The 15693-nt window shown below is 73.4% G+C and carries 18 protein-coding genes; 7 read left to right on the forward strand and 11 right to left on the reverse strand.

What is annotated here, in order from left to right:
* Nucleotides 1-87 precede the first annotated feature (87 nt).
* The 3 genes from C5508_RS04375 (at nt 88) to C5508_RS04385 (ending at nt 2066) form a co-directional block, all read left to right on the forward strand.
* Nucleotides 88-903, forward strand: coding sequence for a PspC domain-containing protein (locus C5508_RS04375; RefSeq protein ID WP_104523740.1), 816 nt, complete (start codon nt 88-90; stop codon nt 901-903).
* Nucleotides 896-1189, forward strand: coding sequence for a hypothetical protein (locus tag C5508_RS04380; protein WP_104523741.1), 294 nt, complete (start codon nt 896-898; stop codon nt 1187-1189). The genes C5508_RS04375 and C5508_RS04380 overlap by 8 nt, the downstream gene beginning before the upstream one ends.
* A gap of 97 nt (nt 1190-1286) precedes the next feature.
* On the forward strand, nt 1287-2066 hold the full coding sequence (locus C5508_RS04385; RefSeq protein WP_104523742.1) for an META domain-containing protein: 780 nt from the start codon (nt 1287-1289) through the stop codon (nt 2064-2066).
* Between the two features lie 85 nt (nt 2067-2151).
* Here C5508_RS04385 and guaA read toward each other — a convergent pair whose 3' ends face one another.
* The 3 genes from guaA to guaB are packed head-to-tail and all read right to left on the reverse strand — an operon-like array spanning nt 2152 to nt 6418.
* The gene (guaA, locus tag C5508_RS04390; RefSeq protein WP_198597868.1) at nt 2152-3714 is read right to left on the reverse strand and encodes a glutamine-hydrolyzing GMP synthase; all 1563 of its coding nucleotides are present in this window, start codon (nt 3712-3714) and stop codon (nt 2152-2154) included.
* Between the two features lie 14 nt (nt 3715-3728).
* On the reverse strand, nt 3729-4856 hold the full coding sequence (locus C5508_RS04395) for a GuaB3 family IMP dehydrogenase-related protein (protein WP_198597870.1): 1128 nt from the start codon (nt 4854-4856) through the stop codon (nt 3729-3731).
* A 2-nt stretch (nt 4857-4858) separates the two neighbouring features.
* Nucleotides 4859-6418 carry an IMP dehydrogenase gene (gene guaB, locus C5508_RS04400; protein ID WP_456297896.1) on the reverse strand — a complete coding sequence of 520 codons (1560 nt, stop codon included), beginning with the start codon at nt 6416-6418 and terminating at the stop codon, nt 4859-4861.
* A gap of 101 nt (nt 6419-6519) precedes the next feature.
* Between guaB and C5508_RS04405 the strand changes: the two genes are divergently transcribed.
* Nucleotides 6520-6918: a DUF5319 family protein gene (locus C5508_RS04405; protein WP_104523798.1), complete on the forward strand. Its 399-nt coding sequence runs from the start codon at nt 6520-6522 to the stop codon at nt 6916-6918.
* A gap of 156 nt (nt 6919-7074) precedes the next feature.
* Here C5508_RS04405 and C5508_RS04410 read toward each other — a convergent pair whose 3' ends face one another.
* Nucleotides 7075-7788: a response regulator transcription factor gene (locus tag C5508_RS04410; protein WP_104523744.1), complete on the reverse strand. Its 714-nt coding sequence runs from the start codon at nt 7786-7788 to the stop codon at nt 7075-7077.
* A 359-nt stretch (nt 7789-8147) separates the two neighbouring features.
* Here C5508_RS04410 and C5508_RS04415 point away from each other — a divergent pair, with 359 nt between their 5' ends.
* Complete coding sequence (locus tag C5508_RS04415) at nt 8148-8447, forward strand: WhiB family transcriptional regulator (protein ID WP_104523745.1); 300 nt, start codon at nt 8148-8150, stop codon at nt 8445-8447.
* A gap of 145 nt (nt 8448-8592) precedes the next feature.
* Here the strand turns inward: C5508_RS04415 and groL are convergent, their stop codons facing one another.
* On the reverse strand, nt 8593-10239 hold the full coding sequence (gene groL / locus C5508_RS04420) for a chaperonin GroEL (protein WP_104523746.1): 1647 nt from the start codon (nt 10237-10239) through the stop codon (nt 8593-8595).
* Between the two features lie 108 nt (nt 10240-10347).
* Nucleotides 10348-10656 carry a co-chaperone GroES gene (groES, locus tag C5508_RS04425; protein WP_014377938.1) on the reverse strand — a complete coding sequence of 103 codons (309 nt, stop codon included), beginning with the start codon at nt 10654-10656 and terminating at the stop codon, nt 10348-10350.
* A gap of 212 nt (nt 10657-10868) precedes the next feature.
* Here groES and C5508_RS04430 point away from each other — a divergent pair, with 212 nt between their 5' ends.
* Nucleotides 10869-12104 (forward strand): class I SAM-dependent methyltransferase, encoded by a 1236-nt coding sequence (locus tag C5508_RS04430; RefSeq protein WP_104523747.1) that lies wholly within the window; start codon nt 10869-10871, stop codon nt 12102-12104.
* On the opposite strand, the gene tsaD is transcribed toward C5508_RS04430, so the two are convergent.
* The 5 genes from tsaD to C5508_RS04455 all read right to left on the reverse strand — a co-directional run bounded on the left by tsaD (nt 12094) and on the right by C5508_RS04455 (nt 15261).
* Nucleotides 12094-13128: a tRNA (adenosine(37)-N6)-threonylcarbamoyltransferase complex transferase subunit TsaD gene (tsaD, locus tag C5508_RS04435; RefSeq protein WP_104523748.1), complete on the reverse strand. Its 1035-nt coding sequence runs from the start codon at nt 13126-13128 to the stop codon at nt 12094-12096. The genes C5508_RS04430 and tsaD overlap by 11 nt on opposite strands.
* Nucleotides 13125-13571 carry a ribosomal protein S18-alanine N-acetyltransferase gene (gene rimI, locus C5508_RS04440; RefSeq protein WP_232796911.1) on the reverse strand — a complete coding sequence of 149 codons (447 nt, stop codon included), beginning with the start codon at nt 13569-13571 and terminating at the stop codon, nt 13125-13127. The genes tsaD and rimI overlap by 4 nt, the downstream gene beginning before the upstream one ends.
* Nucleotides 13568-14203, reverse strand: coding sequence for a tRNA (adenosine(37)-N6)-threonylcarbamoyltransferase complex dimerization subunit type 1 TsaB (tsaB, locus tag C5508_RS04445; RefSeq protein WP_104523749.1), 636 nt, complete (start codon nt 14201-14203; stop codon nt 13568-13570). The genes rimI and tsaB overlap by 4 nt, the downstream gene beginning before the upstream one ends.
* Nucleotides 14204-14279: 76 nt before the next feature.
* On the reverse strand, nt 14280-14693 hold the full coding sequence (locus C5508_RS04450; protein WP_198597871.1) for a PPOX class F420-dependent oxidoreductase: 414 nt from the start codon (nt 14691-14693) through the stop codon (nt 14280-14282).
* Between the two features lie 43 nt (nt 14694-14736).
* Nucleotides 14737-15261: a GNAT family N-acetyltransferase gene (locus tag C5508_RS04455; protein WP_198597872.1), complete on the reverse strand. Its 525-nt coding sequence runs from the start codon at nt 15259-15261 to the stop codon at nt 14737-14739.
* A 17-nt stretch (nt 15262-15278) separates the two neighbouring features.
* Here C5508_RS04455 and C5508_RS04460 point away from each other — a divergent pair, with 17 nt between their 5' ends.
* Nucleotides 15279-15692: a GtrA family protein gene (locus C5508_RS04460; RefSeq protein WP_104523752.1), complete on the forward strand. Its 414-nt coding sequence runs from the start codon at nt 15279-15281 to the stop codon at nt 15690-15692.
* The last annotated feature ends 1 nt before the right edge of the window (nt 15693 follow it).

Consider the following 15693-nt stretch of genomic DNA (forward strand, 5'->3'; position numbering starts at 1 on the left):
TTATATGATCGGGCGACTACAGCCATCTGCTTCAGTTGTGTATAAGAGAGCGTCAGATGTGTATAGGAGACGGGCCGCACCGACAAGGTGATCGGTGGCGTCAACGGCGGCCTGGCCGAGTACACCGGCATCGACGCCCTGCTGTGGCGGGTCGGCTTCATCGCCCTCACCCTCGCCGCGGGCTCCGGCGTCCTCGTCTACCTGCTGCTGTGGGTGCTGCTGCCCGCCGGCCCCGACGGACCCGCCGGCGAGCGCCCCGCGGCCCGCGCCAAGGAGCCGGCCGCGCCCCGCTCCCCCGTCCCCGGCATCACCCTCGCCGCGCTGCTCATCGCGCTCGGCGCCCTCGCGCTGACCGACCAGTTCACCGGGTGGGACGTCGACGCCCGCGGCTTCCTCGGAACGGCGCTGCTCCTGGTCGGGCTCGGGCTCGTCGCGGCCGCGTTCACCGGTGGCAGGCGGGCCCGCGGCGGCCTTATCGCCCTGGGCCTGGCGCTGTCGGTCGCCGTCGTCGTCGAGGCCACGGAACCGTGGCCGGCCGACGCCCAGGTCGGCGACCGGACCTTCCACCCGAGCACCGTGGCCGGCGTCCAGGACGCCTACCGCGGCGGGGTCGGCGACCTCACCGTCGACCTCTCCGACGTGCCGCTGGGGGACCTGGACGAGGTGCTCCGGATCCGGATCGAGCACGGGATCGGCAACGTCGAGGTGATCGTGCCGGACTCGGCGGACGCGCGCGTCAGCGTGGCGCACGGCCTCGGCGAGGTCGACGTCTTCGGCGAGAGCGTGGAGGGACCGCAGACGTTCCCGGGGACCGGATCCGCCTCGTGGACCGACGACGACGAACTGGAGTTCGTGCTCGACATCGAGGCCGGTGTCGGAGAGGTGGAGGTGTCCCGTGGCTGACTACAGCGAGTTCCCGACCACGCCGACCGCCTGGCAGGAGCAGCAGTGGCAGGAGGTGCGCCCGCTGGAGACCGAGGACCGGCAGGAGCCGGCTCCCCGGAAGCGCGTCGACCTGGTCGCCCTCGTCCCCGGTGTGCTGTTCGTCCTCCTGGCCGTCACCGCGATGGCCGGCGTGGATCTGCGGCTGGACCTCCTGGCCGACGGCGGCTTCATCTGGATCGCGGTGATCGTCGCCGGGATCATGCTGCTGGTGCGCGAGCTGCGGAGGTCCCGCCGCACGGGGTGAGCCGGGGAGGCGGTGCGGGCCGGGGCCCGGGGAGCGGTCGCTCCCCGGGCCCCGTCGTCGTCCGGAACCGTGCCGCCCGCCCGTGCGTCCCTGGGACATGACGCGGACCGCGCTGCTGCTCCTGGTGGCCCTCGCCCTCGCCGCCTGCGGTGGAGGTGGCGGTGGCGGTGCTGCGCCGCCGGCCGAGGAGCTCGGCGACGTCCGCGGCGACTGGGTGGTCACCGAACTCCGCCGGAAAGGTGAGGTCGTGCCGATACCGGCGGCCACCGACGGCTCGCTGAGCCTCGACGACCGGCTGAGCGGCACGGCCTTCTGCAACGACTTCGGGGCGCAGGACTACCGGATCGAGGACGACCGGCTGGTCGTGCAGGACCTGGCGCAGACGCTGATCGGCTGCGCGCCCGACATCGCCGGGCTCGAACGGCTCTACCTGGACGCCCTCACCGCCGCCGACGCCCGGCTCGCCCGGTCCGGCGACGGCCTGGTCCTCAGCGGCGGCGGGATCGACGTCCACCTCGTCCCCCGCCCGCCGGTGGCGGATGCCGACCTGACCGGCCGCTGGCAGCTCGCGGCGGTGATCACCCGCGAACTGGCGTCGTCGCCGATGCAGCCGGGTGAGGTCGAGCTCCGCGCCGACGGGACCCTGGCCGGCACCACCGGGTGCCGCGCCGTCCGAGGTACCTGGCGGGTGACCGACGAGCGACTGACCACCGTCGACGTCGTGCCCGACGGCGAGTGCGCGCCGGAGTTCGCCGAGCAGGACGGTCACGTGCTCGACGTGCTCCGCCAGGGCGGCGCCGTCCGCATCGACCGCGGCCGCCTCACCCTCACCGCCCCCGACGGCCTGGGCCTCCAGTTCGTCCGGCCCGAGCGCTAGCGAGGGGCGGAGAGGCGACGGGCTGGAACGGCCCCCGTCCAGGGGCCCGCCCTGAGCGTGCGAAGGGTGGGGAGGACGGGGGTCCTCATTCCCACTCGATGGTGCCCGGCGGCTTGCTCGTCACGTCCAGCACCACCCGGTTGACCTCCTCGACCTCGTTGGTGATCCGGGTGGAGATCTTCGCGAGCACGTCGTAGGGCAGCCGGGTCCAGTCGGCGGTCATGGCGTCCTCGCTGGACACCGGCCGCAGCACGATCGGGTGGCCGTAGGTGCGCCCGTCGCCCTGGACGCCGACCGAGCGGACGTCGGCCAGCAGCACGACGGGGCACTGCCAGATCTCGGTGTCGAGCTTGGCGGCGGAGAGCTCCGCGCGCGCGATCGCGTCGGCCCTGCGCAGCACGTCGAGCCGCTGCCGGGTCACCTCGCCGACGATGCGGATGCCCAGCCCCGGGCCGGGGAACGGCTGGCGCTGCACGAGGGTGTCGGGCAGACCGAGCTGCCGGCCCACCTCGCGCACCTCGTCCTTGAACAGCGTCCGGAGCGGCTCGACCAGCGTGAACTGCAGGTCCTCGGGCAGGCCGCCGACGTTGTGGTGGCTCTTGATGTTCGCCGTCCCGGTGCCGCCACCGGACTCGACGACGTCCGGGTAGAGCGTGCCCTGCACGAGGAAGTCGACGGTCTCGCCGTGCGCCTGGGCGTCGGCGACGACGTCGGTGGCCGCCTGCTCGAACACCCGGATGAACTCGCGGCCGATGATCTTCCGCTTCTCCTCGGGGTCGCTGACCCCGGCGAGCGCGGAGAGGAACTGCTCGCTGGCGTCGACAACCCGGAGGTCCGCCCCGGTGGTGGCGGCGAAGTCGCGCTCGATCTGCTCGGTCTCGCCCTCGCGCATCAGCCCGTGGTCGACGTAGACGCAGGTGAGCCGGTCGCCGATCGCCCGCTGGACCAGCGCCGCGGCGACGGCGGAGTCGACGCCGCCGGAGAGCGCGCACAGGGCCCGCCGGTCACCGATCTGCTGGCGGATCCGCTCGACCTGCTCGTCGACGACGTTGCTCATCGTCCAGGTGGGCTCCAGGCCCGCGATGTCGAAGAGGAAGTGCTCGAGCACCGTCTGCCCGTGCGCGGTGTGCCGCACCTCGGGGTGGAACTGCACGCCGGCCAGTCGCCGGTCGACGTCCTCGAACGCGGCGACCGGGGCGCCGGTGGAGGTGGCGGTCACGGTGAACCCGGGGGGCGCCTCGCTGACGGCGTCGCCGTGGCTCATCCAGACGTTCTGCTCCAGCGGCAGGGAGCCGAACATGCGGGAGTCCGTGGTGACGGTCAGCGGGGTCCCGCCGTACTCGCGGTCGCCGGTACGGGCGACGGTGCCGCCGAGCGAGGCGGCCATGGCCTGGAAGCCGTAGCAGATGCCGAAGGCCGGGACGCCGGCCTCGAACAGCGTGGGGTCGAGCTTCGGCGCCTCCGGCGCGTACACGCTGGAGGGGCCGCCGGAGAGCACGATCGCCGCCGGCTTCCGGGCGAGGATCTCCTCGACCGGCACGGTCGAGGACACGATCTCGGAGTAGACGCCGGCCTCGCGGATCCGCCGCGCGATCAGCTGGGCGTACTGGGCGCCGAAGTCGACGACGAGGACGGTCGGGAAGTCCATGACCATGACGCGGCTCAGCCTCCGATGACGAGGTCGACCCGCTGGAACTCCTTGAGGTCCCGGTAGCCGGTCTTGGCCATGGTGCGGGCCAGCGCACCGAAGAGGTTGGTGCGCCCGTCGGCGGACTCCGCCGCCCCGAGCAGCACGTCGGCCAGCGAGCCCGCCGGCCCGACCGGCGCGGAGGTGGCGCCGCGCGGCAGCCGCGGGTGAGCCGCCACCGAGTCCCACCAGACGCCGCCGGCGGGCGCCTCGGCGGCGATCCGGAGCGGCTCCCCCAGCTGGACGGCGTCGGCCCCGCAGGCCAGCGCGCGGGCGATGGCGCCGCTGGTCTCGATCGCACCGTTGGCGATGACGTGCACGTACCGGCCGCCGGTCTCGTCGAGGTAGTCGCGGCGGGCCGCAGCGGCGTCGGCGATCGCACTGGCCAGCGGAACCCGGATGCCCATGACGGCGTCGGTGGTCGAGTAGGTGTCGGCCCCGACCCCGACGATGACGCCGGCCGCTCCCGTGCGCATCAGGTGCAGCGCGGTCGTGTAGTTCGCGGCCCCGCCGACGATCACGGGGACGTCGAGGTCGGCGATGAACTCCTTGAGGTTCAGCGCATCGCCCTGGCTGGTCACGTGCTCGGCCGAGACGATCGTGCCCTGGATGACGAGCAGGTCCACGCCGGCGGACAGCGCGGCAGGCGCGAGCTGCTGGGTGTGCTGCGGGGAGACCCGGATCGCCGTGGTCACCCCGGCCTGGCTCATCTCCTTGATCCGCGCGGTGATCAGGTCGGTCTTCACCGGCTCGGCGTAGACCTTCTGCAGCAGCGCGACCGGCGGGGCGCCGGCGGCGGCCGCAGCGGCGATCTCCGCGTAGACCGGGGCCGGGTCCTCGTACCGGGTCCACAGCCCCTCGCCGTTGAGCACGCCGAGCCCGCCGGCCTGGCCGACGGCGACCGCGGTGGCCGGGCTGACGACGGCGTCGCTCGGGCTGGTGATCAGCGGGATGTCGAACCGGAAGGCGTCGATCTGCCAAGCGGTGGAGACGTCGTCGACGTCGCGGGTGCGCCGGGACGGGACGATGGAGACCTCGTCCAGGTCGTAGCCGCGACGGGCGGAGCGGTTCAGCCCGATCTCGACGGTGTCACGCAGGCTCATGCTCAGCGACCTCGGTAGTTGGGGGCTTCGACGGTCATCTGGATGTCATGGGGGTGCGACTCGACGAGGCCCGCCGAGGTGATGCGGGTCAGCTGCCCGCGCTCCTTGAGGTCGGTGATGGTGGCCGCGCCGGCGTAGCCCATGGAGGCGCGCAGGCCACCGACGAGCTGGTGGGCCACGCCCGAGAGCGCGCCCCGGTAGGGCACCTGGCCCTCGATGCCCTCGGGGACGAGTTTGTCGTCGGAGAGGACGTCGTCGGCGAAGTAGCGGTCCCGGCTGAACGACTGGGTGCCACCGCGCTTCTGCATCGCGCCCAGGGAGCCCATGCCGCGGTAGGTCTTGTACTGCTTGCCGTTCATGAAGACCAGCTCGCCCGGTGCCTCCTCGACGCCGGCGAAGAGACCGCCGATCATCACGGTGTCGGCACCGGCCACCATCGCCTTGGCGATGTCACCGGAGTACTGCAGCCCACCGTCGGCGATCACCGGGATCCCGGCGGGGCCGGCGGCGAGCCAGGCCTCGTAGATGGCGGTGATCTGCGGGACGCCGACGCCGGCGACGACGCGGGTGGTGCAGATGGAGCCCGGCCCGACGCCGACCTTCACCGCGTCCACTCCCGCCTCGACCAGGGCCTGCGCACCGGCGCGCGTGGCGACGTTGCCGCCGATGACCTCGACGCCGTTCTCGCCGCCGAACTCCTTCTTGACGCGGGCGACCATGTCGAGCACGGCGCGCTGGTGGCCGTGGGCGGTGTCGACGACGAGCACGTCGACACCGGCGTCCACGAGCAGCCCGGCGCGCTTGAACGCGTCCTCGCCGACACCGAGGGCGGCGCCGACGACGAGCCGGCCGTCGGCGTCCTTGGTGCTGAGCGGGAACTGGTCGCGCTTGACGAAGTCCTTGACCGTGATCAGGCCGCGCAGCCGTCCGGCGTCGTCGACCAGCGGCAGCTTCTCGATCTTGCGGCTGGAGAGCAGGCCCAAGGCGGTGTCGGGGTCCACGCCCACCGGGGCGGTGACCAGCGGCATGGGGGTCATGACGTCGCGCACGAGCCGGTTCATGTCGGTCTCGAAGCGCATGTCGCGGTTGGTGACGATGCCCAGCAGGACGCCGTCGGCGTCGACCACCGGGGCGCCGGAGATGCGGTAGCGAGCCGACAGCGCGTCGACCTCGGCGAGGGTGCTGTCGGGCGAGCAGGTGACCGGGTTGGTGACCATGCCTGCCTCGGAGCGCTTCACCAGGTCGACCTGCCCGGCCTGCTCCTCCGCGGACAGGTTGCGGTGCAGCACACCCATGCCGCCGACGCGGGCCATGGCGATCGCCATGCGGGCCTCGGTCACGGTGTCCATGGCGCTGGACAGCAGGGGGACGGCGAGCGTGATGCGCCGGGTGACCCGGCTGCTGGTGTCCACCTCGGCCGGGACGACGTCGGACGCCCCCGGGACGAGCAGGACGTCGTCGTAGGTGAGGCCGAGGCGGGCGAACTTCGCCGGCAGCTCCATGGCACGGTCGTCGGGCTGCATGTGCGCGGCCACCCTTCGGGGCAGATCGGGGACTGTCACCGGCCGGCACCCCGGGCACGGGGGTGGCGGACCTCCCCTGATCGTAGGCGGCGGGGACGAGCAGGCGGCCTTCCGCCCGTACGACGGCTACCGTGGGAGGCGTGTCTCCGTTCGACGACGCCTTCGGGCCGGACTTCGGTTCCACCGATCGCCCCGCTCCGCCACCGCTCACGATGGAGGAGCGCGCGGGGGTCCTCGACGACCTCGCGGAGCTCGAGGTGTTCCGCACGCTCCTGGAGCCGACCGGCATCAAGGGCATCGTCGTGGACTGCCCCGACTGCGAGGAGGAGCACCACGTCGACTGGGCGCTGATGCAGGCCAACCTCCGGCAGCTGCTCGAGGAGGGCCAGACCGGCCGGCACGAGCCGCCGTTCGAGCCCAACCCCGACGACTACGTCAGCTGGGACTACGCGAGCGGCTACGCCGACGGCGTCGCCGCCCTGGCCGAGCAGGACGAGCCCAGCGGCCGACGCACCGGCCGCCACGCCCGCGAGGAGTGAGGGCCGGAAAGCACTGATCGCGCCGAGTGGTCCCCGGAGGGGTCCGCGCAGGCGCGATGCAGCGGCTCAACGGTGAGGAGCGGGCTCCGGGCCGCGATGCGATCCGGAGGATCGCAGTGTCACGGCGCGCGGTGCGATCCGGAGGATCGCGATCAACTACGCCATGATGCCGCGGCGGAATCCCAGCGCGACCGCCTCGGCCCGGTCCTTCGCGCCCAGCTTGCGGAACAACCGCCGGGCGTGGGTCTTGATGGTGTCCTCGGACAGGTAGAGCTCGCGGCCGATCTGGGCGTTGCTCTTGCCCTGGCTCATGCCGGTGAGCACCTGCATCTCGCGCATGGACAGCGCCGGCGACGGCGTGGCCTCGCGGACCGTCGACCGCACGGTGGTGGGCGCGGAGCCCACCAGCGGGGCCGCACCGCTCCAGGCCGGGGCCGGGGCGGGGACCTGCTGCATCGGGATGCGGCCGTCGGCACGCAGGCCCACACGGGACAGGCCCAGGCCCATCTCGATCGGGGTGGCGTCCCAGCGCAGGTACCCGCGGGCACCGAAGGCGACGGCGGCGCGCACGCTCTCGGCGTCGTCGGGGGCACCCAGCACCAGAACCGGGAGACCCGGGTGGGCGCGCAGCGCCTGGGTGGCGGCGGACAGGCCGGTGTCGACGGCACGCTGGGTGCCGACCACGAGCACGTCGGGGCTGCGGGTCGCCAGGCGCGACATCAGCGACTGGCCGTCGCCGACGACCTCGACGCGGCCGACGAAGGGGAGGGCGACCAGCCGCGAGGCGACGTCGTCACGGACCCGTCGCCGCTCGTCGTACACCCACACGGTCGCGCCGTGCACGGGTGCACGCATCCTGTCCTCGATCACGCCTGCTCCTCACTCTCCCCGGCTGCGCCGGGGCCCCCGACCGGCCGGGAAGCCCGGCCGGCAGTCGCTCGGGTGGAGAGCTCCCACCCGGGAGCCCTCCACCTCTGCGCGGGTCGCGCACCGGATCCGGGCAACTCCCCCACCCGGTCGTCGGCGCGCCCTGCAGCCACCTTGATCGACTCGCGGGGGCTCCGACAGACGCCCTCACCCCCCGGGGTGAGCGCCGGCGATCAGGCGTGATGCAGCGCACGGCGGCAAAAAGTTGCGAATCCGCGGTGTTTGACGGTGGGACGGCGAGGGCACCCGGCCCTTTGCAGCCGGACAGCTTCCTTCCGGCTCGTTCGAGTCCTGGAGGAGACATGGCCGACATCCGCAGACTCCCGACGCCCGTCGCCGAGGTCTGGGACTGGCAGCTCCACGGCGCATGCCGTGGCGAGAACACGTCCCTCTTCTTCCACCCGGACGGTGAGCGTGGTCCGGCGCGGGCGCGGCGGCAGACCGCGGCCAAGGCCGTGTGCGCGCGGTGCCCGGTGGTGGAGGCCTGCCTCAAGCACGCCCTCGCAGTCCGCGAGCCCTACGGCGTGTGGGGCGGCATGAGCGAGGAGGAGCGGACCCGGTTGATCGCCGCCGAGCCGGCCGCCGTCGCCGCTGGGGTCTGACACCCGAACCAACGCACGAGAGGGCCCGGTCCAGAGTTCTGGACCGGGCCCTCTCGCGTCCGCCGGGGATCCTGGCTCACCGCACAGGGTCCTGGCTCACGGTCGACAGTGAGCCAGGACCCCGAGTGATCAGGTCAGCTGATCATCAGTGGCTGTGGCCGTGCCCGCCGTGCGAGTGGCCGTGGGTGTGGTGCCCGCCCCCGGCGTGGTCGTGCTCCTCCTCGGGAGCCTCGACGACGGCGGAGTCGGTGGTGAGCACCATCGCCGCGATGGAGACGGCGTTGCCGAGCGCGGCCTTGGTGACCTTGACCGGGTCGATGACGCCCTGGGCGGCCAGGTCGCCGTACTCGCCGGTGGCGGCGTTGAAGCCCTGACCTGCGCCGGCATCGCGCACCTTGGCGACGACGACGCGGCCCTCGAAGCCGGCGTTCTCGGCGATCTGCACCATGGGCGCGTCCAGCGCTGCACGGACCGCGCGGGCACCGGTCAGCTCGTCGCCCTCCAGCGAGAGGGCGTCGATCGCCGCGGCGGCGTGCACCAGCGCGGAACCGCCACCGGGGATCACGCCCTCCTCGACCGCCGCGCGGGTGGCCGCGATCGCGTCCTCGATGCGGTGCTTGCGCTCCTTGAGCTCGACCTCGGTGGCCGCGCCGACCCGGATGACGCCGATGCCGCCGGCCAGCTTCGCGAGGCGCTCCTGGAGCTTCTCGCGGTCCCAGTCGGAGTCGGTGGCGTCGATCTCGCGGCGGATCTGCGCGACGCGGTCGCCGATGCCCTCGGAGGTGCCGCCACCGTCGACGATGGTGGTGGCGTCCTTGGTCACGGTGACGCGGCGGGCAGTGCCGAGCACCTCGAGGCCGACCTGGTCGAGCTTGAGGCCGACGTCCTCGGTGACGACCTGGCCGCCGGTGACGACCGCGAGGTCGGTCATGAACGCCTTGCGCCGGTCGCCGAAGTAGGGCGCCTTCACCGCGACGACCTTGATGGTCTTGCGGATCGAGTTGACCACCAGGGTCGAGAGCGCCTCGCCCTCGACGTCCTCGGCGACGATCAGCAGCGGGCGGCCGCCGGTCGAGAGCACCTTCTCCAGCAGCGGCAGCAGCTCGGCCAGGGCGCTGACCTTGCCGCTGACCAGCAGGATCAGGGCGTCGTCCAGGACGGCCTCCATGGCCTCCTGGTCGGTGACGAAGTACGGCGAGAGGTACCCCTTGTCGAACTGGACGCCCTCGGTGACGTCGAGCTCGGTGTGCAGGGTGTTGCTCTCCTCGACGGTGATGACGCCGTCCTTGCCGACACGCTCCATCGCCTCGCCGATCAGCTCACCGACCTCGGCGTCCTGGGCCGAGATGGTGGCGACGCCGGCGATGGCCTCGCGCTCCTCCACCGGGATGGCGGCGGCGTCGAGGGCGGCGTGCACCGCGTCCGTGGCGGCGCGCATGCCGCGCCCGAGACCGAGCGGGCTGGCACCGGCGGCGACGTTGCGCATGCCCTCGTGCACCAGTGCCTGGGCGAGCACGGTGGCGGTGGTGGTGCCGTCACCGGCGACGTCGTTGGTCTTGGTGGCGACGCTCTTGGCCAGCTGCGCCCCGAGGTTCTCGTAGGGGTCGTCGAGCTCGACCTCGCGGGCGATGGTGACGCCGTCGTTGGTGATGGTCGGAGCGCCGAACTTCTTGTCGAGGACGACGTTGCGGCCGCGCGGGCCGATCGTCACGCGAACCGCGTCGGCGAGCTTGTCGACACCGCGCTCGAGGGCCCGGCGGGCGTCCTCGTTGAACTTGATGATCTTGGCCATGGGCTTGTCCGATCAGTAAGTGCAGGGCGAAAGACGACCGCCCCGGGACCCGGTGTTCGGGTCGCCGGGGCGGTCGGAGAACTACGTGGTGGAGCTAGTGACCTGCGGTCACTTCTCCACGACGGCGAGCAGGTCGCGGGCGGAGAGCACGAGGTACTCCTCGCCGGCGTACTTGACCTCGGTGCCGCCGTACTTCGAGTAGATGACCACGTCGCCGACGTTCACGTCGAGCGGAACGCGGTTGCCGTTGTCGTCGATGCGGCCGGGGCCCACGGCGACGACGGTGCCCTCCTGGGGCTTCTCCTTGGCGGTGTCCGGGATGACCAGACCGGAGGCGGTGGTGGTCTCGGCCTCGTTGGCCTGGACCACGACGCGGTCCTCCAGCGGCTTGATGCTGACCTTGGTAGCGGTCGTCACGTCGGTGACGCCCCCTTCGGTGTCGGACGGCTGGTGGGATGTACTGCGGTACTGCTGATGCTGTGGCACGGGATTCGGGCACCCGCCGTCGCGGGGGTCGGGCGCCGGCCCGTGTCGCTTTGGCACTCTACCTATGAGAGTGCCAGCCGCTCAACCTGGTCCCCGGGGTGGGTGACGGCAGAGCGGAACGGTCCGTACGCCACGCTGTCCCGGTGGATCGGGAACCCGAGGAGCAGACCGCCGAGACGGTGCGCCAGCTGCGGGCGCTGGCGACGCCCGAGGGCGCGGCGGCGCTGTCGCGGGCCGGAGCGCTGCTGGCCGACGGGGTCGACGCGGTCGCGGCGCTGACCCGGCTGCGTGCCGAGGTGGGCGCGGACCTGGCCGGACCCGCGTGGGGCATCGCGCGCCAGCGGCACAAGGCCCGGTCGGCCTTCGGAGCCGACGCGGACCGGTTGCTGTTCACCTCCGACACCCTGGAGCAGGCCGGCCGGCCGGAGCTCGCCGCACGCCGCGCGACCCGCCTGCTGGCCGGGGGCGCCGACTCCGTCGCCGACCTGGGGTGCGCGGCGGGCACGGACACGATCGCGCTCGCCCGCGCCGGGGCGCGGGTGCTCGCCGTCGACGTCGACCCGGTCGCCCGCGAGCTGACCGCCCTCAACGTCGAAGCCCTCGGCGTCGCGGACGACGTGTGGGTGGTCGCCGGGGACGCGGTGGAGATGGTGGCGGCGGCACGCGGCGGCGAGGTCGCCGGCTGCGGTGCGGCCGTGCTCGACCCGGCCCGCCGCGCCGGCGGCCGGCGTCAGCTCGATCCCGACCGGTGGTCACCGCCGTGGTCGACGGTCGTCGAGCTGCTGGCCAAGGTGCCGACGTCGGTGGTCAAGGTTGCCCCGGGACTCGACCACGACCGCGTACCCGCAGGGGTCGAGGCGGAGTGGGTGTCGGTCGGCGGATCGATCGTCGAGGCGCTGCTGTGGGGGCCGGCGGTCTCGCGGACCTGGCGACGCGCGACCGTCGTGCGCGACGGTGTCCCGCACGAGCTCGTCGCCGACACCGACCCCGGCCCGGCTCCGACCGGCCCCGTGCGCGGCTGGCTGCACGAGCCCGATCCGGCGGTGATCCGCTCGGGCCTGGTGTCGTTGGCCGCCGCCGACCTCACCGCCACCCTGATCGACCCCACGATCGCCTACCTGACCTCCGACGCCCGCGCGGAGTCCCCCTGGGTCAGCTCCTACCGGGTGGACGAGGTGCTGCCGTTCAACCTGAAGAAGCTCAAGGCCCTGCTGCGCGAGCGCGGCGTCGGCCGGGTGGTCGTGAAGAAGCGCGGTTCGGCGATCGAACCGGAGACCCTGTCCCGGCAGCTGCGCACCGACGCATCCGGCACGGCGACCGTCGTCGTCACCCGCGTGGCCGGCGCCCCCACGGCGCTGATCTGCGACGTCAGCGACTGACGACGTCGATCGGCAGCGAGCTGTCCGCACCCAGGTCCGGGGCCGACGGCGCGACGCCGGCGGCCACCAGCCGCGAGCCCAGCGCCGCGACCATGGCGCCGTTGTCGGTGCAGAGTTTCGGGCTGGGCACGCGCAGCACGATGCCGGCCGCCGCGCAGCGCTCCTCGGCGAGCGCCCGCAGCCGCGAGTTCGCCGCCACTCCCCCACCGAGCACCAGGTGGTCCACCCCGTGGTCCTTGCAGGCACGGACCGCCTTGGCGGTCAGCACGTCGGCGACCGCCTCCTGGAACGACGCGGCGACGTCGGCGACCGGCACCGGCTCGCCCGCGCGCTCCCGGGCCTCGATCCACCGGGCCACGGCGGTCTTCAGGCCGGAGAACGAGAAGTCGTAGGCCGGGTCGCGGGGACCGGTCAGCCCCCGGGGGAACGCGATCGCCCGCGGGTCGCCGTCCCGGGCGGCGCGGTCGAGAGGCGGGCCACCGGGGAAGGGCAGGCCGAGCACGCGGGCGACCTTGTCGAAGGCCTCGCCCGCCGCGTCGTCGATGGTGCGGCCGAGCGACTGCACCTCCTGCGCCAGGTCGGGCACCAACAGCAGGGAGCTGTGCCCGCCGGAGACCAGCATCGCGATGGACGGCTCGGCCAGCGGGCCGTGCTGCAGCTCGTCGACGGCGACGTGCGCGGCCAGGTGGTTCACGCCGTACAGCGGCTTGTCCAGGGCGAGCGCATAGGCCTTGGCCGCGGCGACCCCGACCAGCAGGGCGCCGGTCAGCCCCGGCCCCGAGGTGACCGCCACGGCGTCGACGTCGGAGGCCTGCAGGCCCGCCTCGGCCAAGGCGCGGTGCACGGTGGGCACCATCGCCTCCAGATGCGCCCGGGACGCGATCTCGGGCACCACGCCGCCGAACCGCTCGTGCGCAGGGCTCGACGTCGCCAGGGCGTCGGCGAGCAGGGTGTGGCCGCGGACGATGCCCACGCCGGTCTCGTCGCACGAGGTCTCGAACCCGATCACCAACGGCTCGCTCACGGCGTGCCCCTCCTCATCACGACCGCGTCGGTGCCACTCGGCTGGTAGTAGCCGCGCCGCCGGCCGATCTCGGCGAACCCGCGCCGCCGGTAGAGCCCCTGGGCCGTCTCGTTGTCCGCGCGCACCTCGAGGAGCACGACCGGGCTGCGCCGCCGGTCGGCCTCGGCCAGCAGCGCGTCGAGCAGCTGCGCCCCGATGCCCTCGCCCTGCCGGGCCGCGGTGACGCCGATCGTCGCGACGTGCGCCTCATCCTCGTAGGCGATGAGACCGGCGTACCCGACGACCCGGTCGGCGTCCTCGGCCACCAGGTAGTGCCTGGTGTCGGTCTGCGCGAGCTCTTCTCGGTACATCGCGGCGGTCCAGGTGTCGGGGGCGAAGAGCTCCTCCTCCAGCACCATGACCTCGGGGATGTCGGCGAGCCGCATCGGCCGCAGCCGGGTCACTGCGTCACCGCCTTGATCGACGTCGGCGGCACGGCATCGGGCCGGCGGAGGTAGAGCGGTACCAGCGGAGCCGCGGACGCCGGATCGGCCAGTTGCGGGGCCGCGGTGCGCAGCAGCCCGCCGGTGGTGACGTCGGCCGCCGTGACCTCGGCACCCAGCCGGTCGGCGAAGGCCGGGTCTCCGGCGAAGGGCCCGGGCAGGCCGAGCTCCTCCGGCCGCACGACGGCAGGGCCCTCGGTGCGGGAGCCGTCGGCGGCATACGTGGCCCAGTAGACCTCCTTGCGGCGCGCGTCGGTGACGACGGTGCGCGCGCCCGAGCCGACCGCGTCCAGCGAGCAGACGCCGACGACGGGCAGCCCCCGGGCGTCGGCGATGGCCGCGGCCGTGACCACCCCGACCCGCAGACCGGTGAACGGACCGGGGCCGAGGCCGGTGACGACCGCCTCGACGTCGGCCAGCGCGACGCCCGCGTCGGCGAGCGCACCACGGATGGCCGGCGTGAGCAGCTCGGCGTGCTTGGTCCCCGACGGGACGGCGCGCTCGGCGAGGACCTGGATTCCCCCACCGGGCGTCCAGCGCGCCAGCCCCGCGACCAGCGTCGGGGTGGCGGTGTCGAGGGCGAGGACCAGCACGGGAGGCCAGAGTAGTGCGCTCCGGCCGCCGGGGTGACGCCCGCCGATGCCCGGCGTCCCGGGTCAGCCGGACCGCTCAGCCGGCGATGGTCTGCCGCTCCGGCTCGATCCAGACGATGACCCGCTCGCTGCGGATGTTCTCCGCCGGGTACTGCTGCCCGTCGTACTTCTGCGACAGCTCGTCGATCTGGTCCCGGGCCCGCTGACCCCGCTCGGTCTCGACGACCCGGCCGCGCAGCTCCGCGTACCGGTAGGGGTTGGCCGCGTCGAGGATGGCGAGGGTGACGCGGGGGTCTCGCTCCAGGTCCTTGAACTTCTGCCGGTGCACCTCGGTGTTGACGCACACCCGGCGACCGTCGGTGTGCACCCACACGTACTGGGTCTGGATGCGCCCGCTGGGCAGCAGGGTGCTCATCGCCGCGTAGTTGGGGCCCTCCGCCAGCTCGCGGGTGACCGGGTGGAGCTCGGGACCGTCCTGGGTGTCTGCCACGACGCGGCCCCTACCCGCGCCGGCCGCGGCCATGCGGGGTCGGTCAGCGGCGGAGCCACAGCTCGTGGACGATCTCGAGGCCGTCCACCTCGTCGACCTGCTCCCCCACCGCGACGAACCCCTCCCCGTGCACCAGGTTCAGCGAGGGCGTGTTCTCCGGGCTGACCGACGCCCGCACGACGGAGACGCCGGATTCGGTGGCTCGAGCGATCAGTGCGCGCAGCGCCGCCCGGGCGTAGCCCTGGCGCCGGTGCTCCGGATCGATCGAGTACCCGACCTCGACCATCCCCGTCTCGTCCGGCACTCCGTGGAACCCGGCCCGTCCGACGGCGAGCCGCCGCTCGGGGTCCCAGACGACGCAGGTGATCCACTCGGCGCTGGGCGGATCCACCACGACCTGCACGGCGCGGATCTCCCACACCGGTCGGCACTCCGGGCCAGCCAGGTACGGGCTCAGCGACACCGGCGAGCTCGCCTCGGCGACTGCCAGGTCGCCGTCGGCGAGGGCCCGCAGCGTTCGGCCGTCCAGCTGCACCAGCTCCACCCGGGGAGAGCGCTCCGGAGTCATTGCGGCAGGCTAGCCAGGTGGCCACGAACGGCGGCACCGGCTCCGGCCGTCCCGAGTGGTGGGACCAGCTCGTCCGGTTCGTGGTCGTGGGCGCGGCGAGCGCGCTGGTCGACCTGGGCGTCTACACGCTCGCCCTGCACCTCGGGTCGGTCACGTACGCGGCCCGCGCGCTGAGCTTCGCCGCCGGCACGACGACGGCCTACGCGCTGAACCGGCGGTGGGCGTTCGGCGTATCCGGGAGCCGACGCCGCGCGGCGTCGTTCGCCCTGCTCTACGGAACCACCTTCGTCGTCATCCTGGCCACCAACGCCCTGGCCCTGGCCGCGCTCCCGGAGTCCCCGTGGCGGGTGACCCTGGCGTGGGCCCTCTCCCAGGGGCTCGGGACGACGGTCAACTTCGTGGTGCTGCGGCTGGTGGTCTTCCGGGACTGAC

The organism is Blastococcus atacamensis, assembly GCF_002938425.1.
In the GTDB taxonomy this organism is placed as follows: Bacteria; Actinomycetota; Actinomycetes; order Mycobacteriales; family Geodermatophilaceae; genus Blastococcus; species Blastococcus atacamensis.

Bases quoted from the DNA above. Each gene is read 5' to 3' on its own strand.
- C5508_RS04385 (WP_104523742.1), top strand. From the start codon at position 1,287: ATGACGCGGACCGCGCTGCTGCTCCTGGTGGCCCTCGCCCTCGCCGCC.
- C5508_RS04395 (WP_198597870.1), bottom strand. From the start codon at position 4,856: ATGAGCCTGCGTGACACCGTCGAGATCGGGCTGAACCGCTCCGCCCGT.
- C5508_RS04455 (WP_198597872.1), bottom strand. From the start codon at position 15,261: ATGACTCCGGAGCGCTCTCCCCGGGTGGAGCTGGTGCAGCTGGACGGC.
- guaA (WP_198597868.1), bottom strand. From the start codon at position 3,714: ATGGACTTCCCGACCGTCCTCGTCGTCGACTTCGGCGCCCAGTACGCC.
- C5508_RS04415 (WP_104523745.1), top strand. From the start codon at position 8,148: ATGGCCGACATCCGCAGACTCCCGACGCCCGTCGCCGAGGTCTGGGAC.
- groL (WP_104523746.1), bottom strand. From the start codon at position 10,239: ATGGCCAAGATCATCAAGTTCAACGAGGACGCCCGCCGGGCCCTCGAG.